Below are 14,427 nucleotides of genomic sequence, written 5' to 3'. Positions count from 1 at the left end.
TCACTCAATTTAAATTTGAGCGGAGCCATTTTTTATTTTGCGGTACGATCTTGTTGTTCCCATCGTCTTAAAGATGGAAAAGGATCAAATGCCCATTCGGTTCGCCCGTTAAACTTATACATACCATAGTGTAGATGTGGTGGAAATCGCCCAGAAGTTCCTTCTTTACCATATCCAGAACTTCCAACATAGCCGATAACATTTCCTGGCTCAACGATGTCTCCTTCTTTAAGCCCTTCATTAAAATAAGCCAAATGTGCGAAATAATGGTATGTATTTTTAGCGTCGCGAATACCTACACGCCAACCTCCATATTCATTCCAGCCCATTACTTCAATAATTCCATAAGAAGTTGCTTGTACAGGAACACCGTAGGATGCAAATAAATCCGTTCCTTCATGAATTCGCCGTCCTCCCCATCCGCGCGAAGCGCCCCAAGTACCCTTATAACTATAATTATGTTGAATAGGTAGGGGAAATGCGTTTTTACTTAAGTCAATTGTTTCAAATTCCTTATAAAGCTTTGCTATGGTCAAAATTTGATTCACAATTTCTTCAAGTTCATAGTGATTGGTTAAAGCAGTTTTAAATTCCTCTTCAGTTCCGCCGTATTCACTAAAATAAGTTGCAATTGTGTGTAATAAATCTTCATCATTATTTAAGTCGGCAAGACCATCACCATTGCCATCAAGTCCTTCACCGCCAAAAAATGCAATTGCTTCTGGCGATGTTTCTTCCTTATTTGGATTAAGTGTACCGACCCATTCATCTATAGGATAGTGAAAAGCAAGACTTCCTTTTCTTTTAGGAATATCATTTCTTACTTGCTGTATATTACGTTCATATTGATCAACTGCAGCTAAAAAGTGCCATGGAATAAACAATTCTTCGGAATTTACGTATAAATTCATTCGTGCATCTAAAATTTCCTCTTGTGTCGGATCATCCTTCGCATAAACAACATTGAAGAATAAGAAGAATAAAGTCATTAAATAAATTGGCATAAAAAACCAATGACGCAAAAATAAAACCTCCTCAAATGCTTTATATATATATTTCCCTGAATTACGAAGTTCATCCTAATAAAAATTTGGTACATAAAAATATTAGTATGGTTCATACTATTCTCGATCAGTAATTTAGAGGAGGAAATAAAATGAAAAGAATATCACTATTTGCCACAGCTTTTCTCTTGTCAATTTTATTAGTTGGTTGTGGTGGAAGTAAAGAGAAAAAGGTAGAAGAAAATGCAACTGATATGGGAACTGATAATAATGCTGTAGAAGAAAGTAATGGGAGCAATGAAACAGGAGATACTGATATTAATAACGATCCAGGTGATGTAGAAAATAACCTCGAAGTGGCTGATGATGCTGCAGATAAAGTGACTAGTTTGGAGAACGTGGAGAGTGCTACTGTCATTGTTACAGATAATAATGCTTATGTAGCAGCTGTATTAAAAGACACGACAGGCGGAGAGGGAACTGATGAGTTAGAAATGCAAATTGCAGATGAAGTTAAAACGACCAATAGCGATATTCAAAATGTATATGTATCCGTTAATCCGGACTTTGCCCAGCGATTCACTGATTATGGTGAAAAAATTAGAGCAGGTGAACCGGTAGAAGGTTTTTTTGAAGAATTTACAGCAGCTGTAAAAGACATATTCCCAGACGCAAAATAGTTAGAATAAATTATGGTGAATAATTACAGAAAACAATTAAAAACAGGATCAAGTAGATAATACTTGTTCCTGTTTTTCTAATCGATTATATTTTAGTCTACCTTCATCTAGATACAATATCCTAGTTCCTAGTTTTTCTGCTTCTAAATGACTATGGGTTACGAGTATAATTGGGATTTCCCATAACTTATGAAGGCGTAATAGTTCTTCGTGACTCGCTTCTCTAGTCGTATCATCTAAGGCTGAGAATGGTTCATCAAGCAATAGTAGATCAGGCTCCGTTGCGAGTGCTCTTGCGATAGCAACACGTTGTTTTTCTCCACCTGAGATCTCGTGTGGATACTGGTCTTTCAAATGGTCAATTCGAAGCTCTTTCATTAATTGAAACGCGAAGGATTCTGTTTTCATGCCGTATGCAATATTTTTCCAAGCCGTTAAATGGGGGAATAAAGCATAGTCCTGAAAGAGATAAGCAATTTTGCGCTTCTGTATCGGTAAATTTATTTTTTTTGATTCAAATAAAGAACGATCATTCAACTGAATAAATCCATCCGTCGCTTTAGCAAGACCTGCAATACAGTTCAATATTGTAGTTTTTCCTGAACCTGAGGGTCCGAAAAGTACAACAATTTCATCTTTATCAACTGTAAATGCAGTTTTTAAGTCAAAGTGATTTAATGATTTGTTTATATCTACCGTAAGCATCATTTACCTCCTCAAGACTAAGATTTTCTCCGTTCTGAATAGCGCATCATATGTCTTTTACTCCACCAATTTAACCAAAGAATTGCGGTGAACCCAAGTGAAACAATGATTACAACCCAAAATGTTGCCATCTCCATATTTCCTGATTCAACGGCGAAGTATATCGCGAGCGGAATCGTGTCTGTTACATTAGGGATATAACCCGCAAGCATAAGCGTAGCACCGAATTCTCCAAGTGCGCGGGCGAATGAAAGGACCAAACCTGCTAATAAACCCGGCCATGCAAGTGGAAAGGATATCGTCCAAAATACTTTCCATTTAGAAGCACCCATCGTATATGCCGCATTTTCGACATTCGGCTCATATTTTTGAAAAGCGGCAGCTGCACTTTGGTACATTAGTGGAAAGGACACAACGACTGCGGCAATGATAACTGCGTACCAAGAAAATACAACTTGGAAATTAAATACATCAATAAGGAATCGTCCTAAAAATCCGTTTTTACCGAATAAATACAACAGCCCAAATCCGACAACTGTGGGTGGGAGGACAAGAGGCAAAAGAATAATTGCTTCAATAACACTTTTCCCGTAAAAAGAATTTCGCGCAATTAAACGCGCCACAAACACACCGACAATAAAGACGATAACAGTAGCTATCGCTGCAGTCTTAAAAGATAACCATAATGGAGATAGATTTACATCAGTCATTGGCAATCACCTAACTTTACATTCTGAATCCGTATTTCACTAGTATCCCCTGTACTTCATCCGTCGCCATAAAGTTTAAAAAATCAGTTGCTACTTTTTCCTGTTTCGAGTCTTTTAGGACAGCTCCAGGATAAATTACGGGATCATGTGAATCTTCAGTTGCGGTTGCTAACACTTTAATCTTATCCGAAGATAGCGCATCACTTTCATAAACAAAACCGATGTCGACATTTCCGGTTTCAACATATGTAAGAACTTGTCGAACGTCTTTACCTAGAACGACTTTACTTTCTAAATCGTCCCAAAGATTGAAGTGTTTGAGAACTTGTTCAGTATACTTTCCAGCTGGAACACTCTCTGGATTCCCGATAGCGAATTGATCAATTTCAGAAGCATCAATGCTTTCAACTGAATCATAATTAATCTCTGAGTCTTTACCTACAATAAGTACTAATTTGTTACCAGTAATATCTTTTCGCGTATCTTTAATAATCATGTCTTCATTTTGGAGTGTGTCCATCCACTCTTGATTTGCGGAAATGAATACATCCACTGGTGCGCCTTGCTGAATTTGTTGTGCAAGACTTCCAGAACCACCTAAGTTAAAAGTCAGTTCAACATTTTGATTTTCTTCATATAGCGCTTTAATTTCTTCAAGTGCATCCGTTAAACTAACCGCTGCGGATACCATTATCTCTACAGTTTCATCTGCTTCATCTGACTTCTGTTCTTCTGTAGAATCAACTTCATCTTGCTTCGGTTCTTCTGCAGGTTCTACTGCATCTTTTTCTTTGTTGCCACAACCTACCATAACTAGTAATAAAATAAGGGTTGATAGAAGAAACTTTACATTTTTCATTCTCAAATCACCTCTTAATATACTTAGTTATACTTAGGTATAACTAGATATAGCTAAGTATAGTTCGCCTTGTTCTATATGTAAATGGTAAACTAGTACGTATATAAGAAATTTCGGAGGTGTTAGTGTGTCACAAAATGAATCATATACGACAGATGATATTGCGAGGTTATTAAAAGTTTCAAAGTTAACCGTCTATGATTTAATTAAAAAAGGGGAACTAAAGGCTTATCGCGTAGGTAGACAAATGCGAATCGATGAGCGTGAACTTGAGAATTACAAGATTCGTGGGCAAGAAGTTAAAACACCGGTTATAGAAGAGGTCCTTAAAGCAGAGGAGCTTAGTTCTTCTGTTCGTTCAATTGTAATATGCGGACAAGACACTTGTTTAGATATTTTAGCTAGGAAGCTTGAAGGTAAATCAGCTGAATTTCGTCCACTTAGATCTTATGTGGGAAGTCTGGACAGTTTGATTGCGATGTATAAAGGGAAAGCGGATATTGTAAGTACACATTTATTTGATGGGGATACGCTTGAGTATAATGTGCCTTATGTTCGAAAGTTATTAGTCAGTAAGTCTTTTAAAATTATTCAGTTTATTAAAAGGACAGCGGGTTTCTATGTAGCCAAAGGGAATCCTAAGAAAATCACTTCATGGCATGATTTATCAAATGAACAAATTACAATCGTAAATCGCGAATCAGGTGCTGGAGCGCGTGTCCTCTTAGATGAGCAGCTGAGATTAAATGATATCAAAAAATCTCGAATTACTGGTTATGACAATGAATATTCAAGCCATCTAGCTATTGCGTCGGTAATAGCAGGCGGAGCCGCAGATGTCGGTGTTGGTATTGAACAAACGGCGAAATTGGCAAATATTGATTTTGTGCCGATGATTGAAGAGAGTTATGACCTAGTCATATTAAATGCGCCGCATAATAAGAAATTAATAGCTGATATTTTGGCCATATTAAAAGAACCTAAGTTCAAAGAAGAACTTCATTCGCTAGGCTACGGGGTAGAGGGGATTGGAGATGTTATATGGGAGCAATAACCATAAATAAAGTTTACTTTCTGTCTACAAGTGATGTTAAAATCATGTTATACTAAAATCAACTTGTTTGCAGATTTTAAATCTCCATAAATAGTTAGTTAAACCGTATTTTTGGACACGCCATTCCCGATAATCCTGGAATTGGCGTTTATTTTTTCTGTTTTAGGTTATTGACTAAGATGCAGTCCAGATTAACCACTTCTACAAATTTACTTGAAACGGTGTAAATCATCTAAAGAGAATTCGGTTTTTAGACATGAGTTTAACAATGTATAATTACTTTAAAATTACAGGAAAGCTAGTCATATATAGACTTTTTAAAATAAAAATGAATGTATTTTGGCTATTATTATAGTTAGAAAACTATTTATGTAATAAGAAACTTTTTTAGACATAAAATTGTATTGACTAGGGTAACTTATGCATTATAATTATTATTATTTTCATATTGAATGGAGTGATTTTAGGGTTGGAAAATAAGCTGAAGTTATACGGCTTTAACAACCTCACAAAAACACTTAGCTTTAACATTTATGATGTTAGCTATGCGAAAAGTGAGCGGGAGCAAAAAGATTATATTGCCTATATAGATGAACAATATAATTCTGAAAGATTGACGAATATTCTTTATGAAGTGACGGAAATTATAGGCGCGCATGTATTGAATGTTAGTAAACAGGATTATGAACCACAAGGTGCAAGCGTAACTATTCTTATTTCGGAAGAATCTATACCGGTTGCTCTGATTGACGAGTCTTGTAATCAGGGAGTAGTGGATATTTTAAAAACAAGGGATTCAGTCGTCGGTCATTTAGATAAAAGTCATGTTACCGTTCACACTTATCCTGAATATCATCCAGATAATTCGATAGCTACTTTTCGAGTTGATATAGAAGTTTCAACATGTGGTGAAGTCTCGCCACTTAATGCGTTAGACTACTTAATAGGCAGTTTTGATTCGGATATTATTACAACTGATTATCGTGTTCGTGGTTTTACGCGCAACGAAACAGGGAAGAAGTTTTTTATAGATCATAAAATGACTTCCATCCAGGATTATATTGACAGTAATACGTTGCAAAAATATGACGCCATCGACGTAAATGTGTATCAGTCCAATATATTTCATACTAAATTGCTGATTAAAGATATTAATCTTCAAGATTATCTGTTTAACACAGATGTATACGAAATACCGCCCAAAGAAAGACTTCGTATTACAAACAACTTGAGGAAAGAAATGATTGAAATTTTCAGTGGGACGAATATATACGACGAGTGAAAGGTTGTTAAATGATGCATCGTTCTCAGCAAAGTGCCCCAATTGTGGAGGCACTAAACCGATACAAATCAATGCGTGTCGTGCCTTTTGACGTTCCTGGTCATAAGCGTGGTAGAGGGAACAAAGAGCTGGCCGGTTTTCTTGGTGAGCAATGTTTAACGATGGATGTAAACTCCATGAAACCGTTAGATAATCTTTGTCATCCTGTTTCAGTTATAAAGGAAGCAGAAGAAATAGCAGCGGATGCATTTCAGGCCAAACATGCCTTTTTTATGGTTAACGGAACGACATCCGCAGTTCAGGCGATGGTTATGACTGCTTGTAAAGCAGGAGAAAAAATTATTATGCCGCGTAATGTACATCGAAGTGCCATTAATGCGCTAATTTTAAGTGGAGCAGTTCCTGTATACGTTAATCCAGGTGTTCATGATGAATTAGGCATACCTTTAGGAATGGCTTTAAAAGATGTTGAGCAAGCAATTATTGATCATCCAGATGCAAAGGCCATATTGATTAATAATCCTACTTATTACGGGATTTGTTCAAATCTACAGGCATTAACTGATTTGGCTCATCAGCACGGCATACTCGTGCTCGTCGATGAAGCTCACGGGACCCACTTTTACTTCGGTGATGATTTACCTGCTTCTGCTATGTCAGTAGGCGCTGACATGGCATCTGTTAGTATGCACAAATCAGGTGGTTCTTTGACACAGAGCTCATTTCTCTTAATTAATAATGAAGTGAGCGAAGGTTATACGCGCCAAATTATTAACTTAACGCAAACAACGAGTGGATCCTATTTGCTTCTTTCTTCATTAGATATATCGAGAAGGAACTTAGCCCTTCATGGAAAAGAAATCTTTCAAAAGGTTACTGATATGGCACATTATACAAGGGAAGAAATTAATAAAATAGGTGGCTATTATGCCTATTCAAAAGAGCTATTGAATGGTGATACGATTTTTGATTTTGATGTCACTAAACTCTCTATAGATACGCGGGATACAGGTTTGGCGGGTATTGAAGTATACGATATTCTAAGGGATGAGTACGATATCCAAATTGAGTTCGGCGATATTGGTAATATTCTAGCTTATATTTCAGTCGGGGACAGGCATTTAGATTTAGAACGTTTAGTTGCGGCCCTTGCGGAAATAAAACGCAGATATTCGGGTAATCAAAGTAGAATATTTGATCATGAATATATCAGCCCTGAAGTCGTTCTGACGCCACAAAAAGCATTTTATGCACAAAAGGAAAAACTGCCACTTGCAGAAAGTGCTGGTCATATTGCGAGTGAATTTATTATGTGCTATCCGCCTGGAATTCCAATTATTGCGCCAGGTGAACGTATTACTGAAAAGATATTATCCTATATAGACTATTGCAAAGAAAAAGGATGTTTTTTAACAGGGACAGAAGATAGTGATATCTCGAATATTAATGTGGTGAAGGAGAATGAGCTATGAATTTATGGTATACAGAGCAGCATTCACCCAATGTTCGTTTTTCGATGAAAGTTGAAGAGCAGCTTTATTCAGGACAAAGTGAATTTCAAAAAATTGATATTTTGCAAACAACTGAATTCGGAAGAGTGCTCACACTTGATGGGCTTGTCATGTTGACTGAAAAGGATGAGTTTATTTACCACGAGATGATTACGCATGTCGCAATGGCAACGAATCCATTGATCAAAAAAGTGCTTGTCATTGGTGCAGGAGACGGCGGCACAGTGAGAGAGTTAACTAGTTATAAATCGTTGGAACAAATTGATATGGTCGAAATTGATGAACAAGTTGTGGATGTATGCAAAGAATTTTTACCGCAAACAGCCTCAAAACTTGATGACCCTAGAGTGAATCTTTATTTTGAAGATGGCCTTAAATTTGTTCGAAGAAAAGAAAATGAATATGATTTAATTATCGTAGATTCGACAGATCCATTCGGTCCTGGTGAAGGGCTATTTACAAAGGAATTTTACGGAAATTGTCATAAGGCATTGACTGCGGAAGGTATTTTAGTGAATCAACATGAAAGTCCCTTTTACGAGGAAGATGCAATTGGCATGCAAACTGCACATCGACGTATTATAGGATTCTTCCCGATTTGTGACGTTTATCAATTGCATATTCCTACTTATCCATCAGGGCATTGGTTATTTGGTTTTGCTTCTAAAAAATATGATCCAGTTCAAGATTTAAATGCGGCGGCATGGAATGCACTTGGCTTGAAAACGAAATATTATAATACCGAAATCCATGTCGGTTCATTTGCACTTCCGAACTATGTAAAGGAGCAATTAAAAGATGTTGAATAAGAATATAGAAATGTTTATTGGCTGTGACAATGAGTACGTAGAATCCGACATCGTCATTTTTGGTGCTCCTTTTGATTCAACGACTTCTTTCCGACCTGGAACACGTTTTGCGAGTAAAGTGATGCGTAGCGAATCTTTTGGAATAGAAACGTATAGTCCTTACCAAGATAAAGATTTAGAGGACATCTCTGTATTTGACGGTGGCGATTTGGAGCTAAGCTTTGGCAATACATCTAGAGCATTGTCACAAATTGAAGCATTCACAGCGCAAGTACTTGAAGACGATAAACTTCCTTGTATGATTGGTGGGGAACATCTAGTTACATTGGGCGCTGTTCGTGCAGTTGCGAAAAAGTATCCGGATTTACATGTAATACAATTTGATGCACATGCTGACTTGCGTGACGATTATTTAGAGGAAACACTTTCACATGCAACTGTCATTCACAGAGTATGGGATATATTGGGCGATGATAAAATCTTTCAATTCGGTATACGCTCAGGAGATCGTAGCGAATTTGCTTGGGGAAAAGATCATGTTTTTACTAATAAATTTAATTTCAACGGCTTAGAAGATATCGTCGAAAAGTTAAAGGGGAAACCTGTTTATTTAACAATTGACTTAGATGTTCTAGATCCTTCTGTATTTCCTGGAACGGGTACACCGGAAGCTGGCGGTGTCAGTTTTATGGAACTACTCGGAGCAATGTTAAAAGCAAGTGAGCTCAATATTGTTGGCTGTGATATAAACGAGCTATCACCGATTTATGATCAAAGTGGTGTTTCTACAGCTGTAGCTTGTAAAGTTTTACGGGAGTTATTATTAGCAATAAAGTCAAATTCATAATTACATAAATCGTATTATGAAATTGACTGAGTCAAGACAAAATAATAATAGGTGGTGCTTTTAATGGGAAAAGCTTTAATTATTGGTGCTGGCGGTGTCGCTGGTGTTGTTGTTCATAAATGTTGTCAGGTTCCTGACGTGTTCGAAGAAATATGTATCGCAAGTCGTACTGTATCTAAATGTGACGCGTTAAAAGAAAAATTAGATGGTGGACGCACTAAAATCCAAACAGCACAAGTGGATGCAGACAATGTGCCTGAACTTGTTGAACTAATCAACCGTTTCCAACCAGATATCGTCATTAACGTAGCACTTCCATACCAAGACTTAACAATTATGGATGCTTGTCTTGAAACAGGCGTGCATTATATGGATACTGCAAACTATGAGCCACTTGACGAAGCGAAATTTGAATACAAATGGCAATGGGCTTATAGAGAAAAGTTTGAAAAAGCAGGTCTAACAGCACTTCTTGGAAGTGGATTTGACCCAGGTGTAACGGGCGTATTTTCTGCTCATGCACAAAAACACCATTTTGATGAAATTCATACAATTGATATCGTTGATGCGAACGCTGGAGATCACGGTTATCCATTCGCAACAAACTTCAATCCTGAAATTAATATTCGTGAAATTACAGCAAACGGTAGCTATTTCGAAAACGGTGAGTTTATTGAAACTGAACCTCTGTCAATTAAACGCGTTTACGATTTACCGGAAATCGGAGAGAAAGACGTCTATTTACTTCATCATGAAGAATTAGAATCACTTGCACTTAATATTAAAGGCATCCAAAAGATTCGTTTTTGGATGACTTTCTCAGAAAATTATTTGAATCACTTAAAAGTACTTGAAAACGTTGGGATGACTTCTATTGAACCAATTCTTATTGAAGGCATTGAAATTTCACCTTTACAATTTTTAAAGGAAGTTTTACCAGATCCGGCTTCACTAGGACCTAGAACAGTTGGGAAAACGAATATCGGTTGTATCTTCCAAGGTGTCAAAGATGGTAAGCCGAAAACGTATTATGTTTATAATGTCTGTGATCATCAAGAATGTTATAGAGAAGTTGGTTCACAAGCCATTTCTTACACAACGGGCGTACCAGCTATGATTGGTGCGATGATGATTTTAACAGGTAAATGGCTTAAGCCGGGTGTTCATAATATTGAAGAGTTTGATCCAGATCCATTTATGGAAGCACTTAATAAATACGGCTTACCATGGCAAGAAAGTTTCAATCCAGATTTAATTGACTAAGGGGGAATTGCTTTGAATTTAGATTTACAAAAACTACCGTCCCCATGCTATGTTGTAGATGAAGCTTTACTTGTCAAAAACTTAGAAAAGATGAAGTCGGTTATAGATCAAACAGGTTGTAAAATTTTACTCGCACAAAAAGGATTTTCGATGTTCTCTGTTTACTCATTAATAGGCAAGTATTTAGATGGTGTAACGTCTAGCTCGTTATTTGAAGCGCGCCTTGGACATGAAGAAATGGGTAAAGAAGTTCATACGTATTCTCCTGCGTTTTCAGATGCAGAGTTTGATGAAATACTTTCCTACTCAGATCACATCGTTTTTAATTCATTTAGTCAATATCGTAAGTTTAAAGACCAAGTTAAAAACCATTCAAAAGATATTGAAGTCGGTATTCGAATTAACCCGGAATACTCGGAAATTGAAGTTGATATGTACAACCCATGTTTTACACATTCTCGTTTTGGAGTAACACTTGAGAATTTTGAAGCAGACCAACTTGAAGGCATTGATGGTATCCATTTCCATACGATGTGTGAGCAAAATGCTGATACATTGGAGCGTACGATTCAAATCATTGACGAGGAATTCGGACCTTATCTTAAACAGATGAAGTGGATTAACTTCGGCGGCGGACATCATATTACGCGACCAGATTATGATATTGAAACGCTCGTACGTACAATTTTATTTGTGAAAAATAAATATGATATAGAAGTCTATTTAGAGCCAGGAGAAGCAGTTGCTTTAAATACGGGGTATCTCGTTGCAACTGTTTTGGACACGCTAGAAAATGGCATGCCGATTGCAATTTTGGATACGTCGGCAGCATGTCATATGCCAGATGTATTGGAAATGCCGTACCGACCTGAAATTCTCGATGCAGGGAAGCCTAATGAAAAAGCATTTACGTACAGATTAGGCGGAGCAACTTGCTTAGCGGGTGACGTCATTGGAGATTATTCTTTCGATAATGAATTAAAACCCGGCGACAAGTTAGTCTTTTGTGATATGGCGCATTATTCTATGGTGAAGAATAATACATTCAACGGGGTTAATTTACCTTCTATTGTATTAAACACAGTAGAGGATGGCGTGAAAGTCATTCAACAATTTGGTTATGAAGATTTTAAAAACCGATTATCTTAAGCTGATAGAATAATATAATAGTGAAAATGCCAAGGGGATGAGGTTTATCCGCTTGGCATTTTTATGTAAATTGCTTGTCATATATCAACTTATATTAAAAACCTTTAATTTGTCCTACTTGGACAGCCTGTAGCATAGAATGCACTAATAGTATGCGGTAATGTTTTAAAAGTTTAAGCTTATTGTCTAGTAAAAGAGATGGTATAGTTTTTTCGAGAAAGGGTATGGGTACAAACAGGGCTATTGTTAAAGGGGGATTTAGAATGAAAGAGAATGGGACGAATCGTTTTATTCAAATAACTGTCGCTTTAACTTATTTGCTTATGATTGTCGCAAATGCACTAGCTAATACTCTTCCGATAAATGGTCAGACGACGGGAGAAATATCTGATAAGTATGCTAATCTATTTGCGCCGGCAGGCTATACTTTTTCTATTTGGGGCTTGATATATCTATTATTAGCTGGATATGTACTGTACCAATTCGGGATTTTCAGGAAAAGTAATAAACATAATGGATTGCTAAATACGATTGGTGTTTATTTTTCTATATCATCTATTGCGAACACGTTATGGATACTTACTTGGCATTATGAAAAGTTAGGGTTATCTGTATTCCTAATGATTATCATTTTGTTTTGTTTAATTAAAATTAACCGATTAACTTCCAATACTAAGTTATCACTGAGAGAGAAACTCTTTATTCGTCTTCCTTTTAGTGTCTATTTCGGCTGGATTACAGTTGCGACAATCGCAAATATAACGGCATATTTAGTAAGTATTAATTGGGATGGTTTTGGGGTGACTGAGGTTGTATGGACAATCGTTATTTTATTTGTCGGTCTCATAATCGGAATTAAGACGACGGTTAATAATAAAGATATAGCTTATGGGCTTGTCATTGTCTGGGCTTATGTAGGAATTTTAGTAAAACATGTATCTGATAAAGGTTTTAATTGGGAATATCCGATTATAATTATAACGCTTATTATTTGTTTAGCCATATTAGTTGGTGTATTAGGACTTATGAAAAAAGATGACAAGCATTAATGAATTTCATGATTTTGCAAGAGGTGTCAGTTACCTAGTAATCCACATACAATGAAAACACTATCAAATTGTAAAGGTGGAAAAGTATTTCGTGCAAAAATCACCCATTCAGTTAACTTTTGATCAGATATATAGTCAATTGGTGAATTTCAGCGAAAAGATTCAAGAGATTCAAAATACCTCTTATCATATTACAGAGAAATTGACAGCTCCTTTACCCGTAGCTTGGAATGCCTTTAATCGTTCATTTAATGATGGGACTTATTATCATTACAGATGTCAGGGGTATGTAGAGTGTCTTCTCGTAACAAATGCATACTCGAGCTATAGTATTAATGTCTGGTTTAATGAATTGGTTTATCCAGTTGCGAAGAATTTCATGCAAGCGATGATGTATTTTAATCAATGTAAATCCGTTAATGATATCGCGAAGTTACGAGAATTTAAGGAATTAGAGCGACAGTTGAAAGAATTTCAACAAATCGCTATGGTCATTATCCAATATGCAAATCAGCTAAATACGACAACAGCACCGTTGAAAATGTAGTAAAAGAATGAAATTGAATGAACGTTACGAAAGTAATTTATGACTAATCATAATACAGTGCTAGACCTTTCATTATTTCATGGAACATTTGAAAGGTCTTTTTGATGTAATGAGTTGAGGACTATATAATAGCTAAGGTCATAATATGATAAACTGAAAGTAAAGTTGCTAAACCCGTTGGAGGTGTGATGGTTGAAAAAATATTTAGCTGTCCTCTTTGGCAGCATAATTTTGATGCAAGGCTGTGTTTCAGATACAAAAATTGTGACGGACAAGCAGTTAAAGGAGGAAATAAGTATGGATGAAAAACTTCTCCAAGCAGCAGAAAATGCAGAAACAGATACTGTTATTAGGCTGATTAAAGAAAATGTGAATATTGATGCACAAGACGCAAAGGGACGAACTGCCACAATGATTGCAGCTTATAATAATGATATCGCAACAGCAAAAGTTCTAATAGAAGCAGGCGCAGATGTTAACTTACAAGATAATATGAAGAATAATCCATTCCTATATGCAGGTGCAGAAGGATACTTAGAAATAGTAAGGCTCACGATAGATGCAGGTGCAGACCCGTCGATTAAGAACCGATACGGGGGAACTGCACTTATACCGGCGGCAGAACATGGTTATGTAGATGTTATTCAAGAACTTCTAACTCGAACAGAAATAGATATTAATCATATTAATCGTCTAGGGTGGACAGCTTTAATGGAAGCTATCATTCTTAACGATGGTAATGAAAAACAGCAACAAACCGTACAAATTCTTATAGATCATGGTGCCGATGTAAATATACCAGATCATGACAATGTAACGCCTTTGGAACATGCACGGAAAAAAGGATTTAAAGAGATTCAAGAAATCTTGATGCAAGCAGGCGCAAAATAGAAAGTATGAATTTTCTTTCATATTAAAAAATCACAGTACTTATCAAAACTATCATAAAAAAAGCACA

15 protein-coding genes are annotated in these 14,427 nt (G+C 36.4%); 11 read left to right on the top strand and 4 right to left on the bottom strand.

The window, feature by feature from the left end:
* Positions 1-32: 32 nt before the first annotated feature.
* Positions 33-1,022, bottom strand: a complete 990-nt coding sequence (locus tag AC3RV6_RS13385) for a M23 family metallopeptidase (protein WP_489746530.1) — start codon at positions 1,020-1,022, stop codon at positions 33-35.
* Positions 1,023-1,156: 134 nt separating this feature from the next.
* On the opposite strand from AC3RV6_RS13385, the gene AC3RV6_RS13380 reads away from it, so the two are divergent.
* On the top strand, positions 1,157-1,684 hold the full coding sequence (locus AC3RV6_RS13380; RefSeq protein WP_489746529.1) for a YhcN/YlaJ family sporulation lipoprotein: 528 nt from the start codon (positions 1,157-1,159) through the stop codon (positions 1,682-1,684).
* A 48-nt stretch (positions 1,685-1,732) separates the two neighbouring features.
* On the opposite strand, the gene AC3RV6_RS13375 is transcribed toward AC3RV6_RS13380, so the two are convergent.
* The 3 genes from AC3RV6_RS13375 to modA are packed head-to-tail and all read right to left on the bottom strand — an operon-like array spanning position 1,733 to position 3,958.
* On the bottom strand, positions 1,733-2,389 hold the full coding sequence (locus AC3RV6_RS13375; protein ID WP_489746528.1) for an ATP-binding cassette domain-containing protein: 657 nt from the start codon (positions 2,387-2,389) through the stop codon (positions 1,733-1,735).
* 17 nt (positions 2,390-2,406) lie between these two features.
* A complete protein-coding gene (gene modB, locus AC3RV6_RS13370; RefSeq protein ID WP_489746527.1) occupies positions 2,407-3,099 on the bottom strand; it encodes a molybdate ABC transporter permease subunit in 693 nt (230 codons plus the stop codon).
* Positions 3,100-3,115: 16 nt separating this feature from the next.
* Positions 3,116-3,958: a molybdate ABC transporter substrate-binding protein gene (gene modA, locus AC3RV6_RS13365; protein WP_489746526.1), complete on the bottom strand. Its 843-nt coding sequence runs from the start codon at positions 3,956-3,958 to the stop codon at positions 3,116-3,118.
* A 127-nt stretch (positions 3,959-4,085) separates the two neighbouring features.
* On the opposite strand from modA, the gene AC3RV6_RS13360 reads away from it, so the two are divergent.
* The 10 genes from AC3RV6_RS13360 (at position 4,086) to AC3RV6_RS13315 (ending at position 14,360) form a co-directional block, all read left to right on the top strand.
* Positions 4,086-5,012, top strand: coding sequence for a substrate-binding domain-containing protein (locus tag AC3RV6_RS13360; protein WP_489746525.1), 927 nt, complete (start codon positions 4,086-4,088; stop codon positions 5,010-5,012).
* Positions 5,013-5,481: 469 nt separating this feature from the next.
* Positions 5,482-6,294 carry an adenosylmethionine decarboxylase gene (gene speD, locus AC3RV6_RS13355; protein ID WP_489746524.1) on the top strand — a complete coding sequence of 271 codons (813 nt, stop codon included), beginning with the start codon at positions 5,482-5,484 and terminating at the stop codon, positions 6,292-6,294.
* Between the two features lie 14 nt (positions 6,295-6,308).
* Positions 6,309-7,766 (top strand): aminotransferase class I/II-fold pyridoxal phosphate-dependent enzyme, encoded by a 1,458-nt coding sequence (locus AC3RV6_RS13350; RefSeq protein ID WP_489749257.1) that lies wholly within the window; start codon positions 6,309-6,311, stop codon positions 7,764-7,766.
* Positions 7,763-8,614, top strand: a complete 852-nt coding sequence (gene speE, locus AC3RV6_RS13345) for a polyamine aminopropyltransferase (protein ID WP_489746523.1) — start codon at positions 7,763-7,765, stop codon at positions 8,612-8,614. The genes AC3RV6_RS13350 and speE overlap by 4 nt, the downstream gene beginning before the upstream one ends.
* Positions 8,604-9,461, top strand: coding sequence for an agmatinase (gene speB, locus AC3RV6_RS13340; protein ID WP_489746522.1), 858 nt, complete (start codon positions 8,604-8,606; stop codon positions 9,459-9,461). The genes speE and speB overlap by 11 nt, the downstream gene beginning before the upstream one ends.
* Positions 9,462-9,524: 63 nt before the next feature.
* Positions 9,525-10,724 carry a saccharopine dehydrogenase family protein gene (locus AC3RV6_RS13335; RefSeq protein WP_489746521.1) on the top strand — a complete coding sequence of 400 codons (1,200 nt, stop codon included), beginning with the start codon at positions 9,525-9,527 and terminating at the stop codon, positions 10,722-10,724.
* Positions 10,725-10,736: 12 nt separating this feature from the next.
* Positions 10,737-11,873: a carboxynorspermidine decarboxylase gene (nspC, locus tag AC3RV6_RS13330; RefSeq protein ID WP_489746520.1), complete on the top strand. Its 1,137-nt coding sequence runs from the start codon at positions 10,737-10,739 to the stop codon at positions 11,871-11,873.
* A 263-nt stretch (positions 11,874-12,136) separates the two neighbouring features.
* On the top strand, positions 12,137-12,922 hold the full coding sequence (locus AC3RV6_RS13325; RefSeq protein WP_489746519.1) for a tryptophan-rich sensory protein: 786 nt from the start codon (positions 12,137-12,139) through the stop codon (positions 12,920-12,922).
* Between the two features lie 91 nt (positions 12,923-13,013).
* Complete coding sequence (locus AC3RV6_RS13320; RefSeq protein ID WP_489746518.1) at positions 13,014-13,469, top strand: hypothetical protein; 456 nt, start codon at positions 13,014-13,016, stop codon at positions 13,467-13,469.
* A gap of 234 nt (positions 13,470-13,703) precedes the next feature.
* Positions 13,704-14,360, top strand: a complete 657-nt coding sequence (locus AC3RV6_RS13315) for an ankyrin repeat domain-containing protein (protein ID WP_489749256.1) — start codon at positions 13,704-13,706, stop codon at positions 14,358-14,360.
* Positions 14,361-14,427 lie beyond the last annotated feature (67 nt).

It is taken from the genome of Sporosarcina sp. So3-204, assembly GCF_058068165.1.
This window is presented reverse-complemented; position numbering and strand designations above follow the sequence as displayed.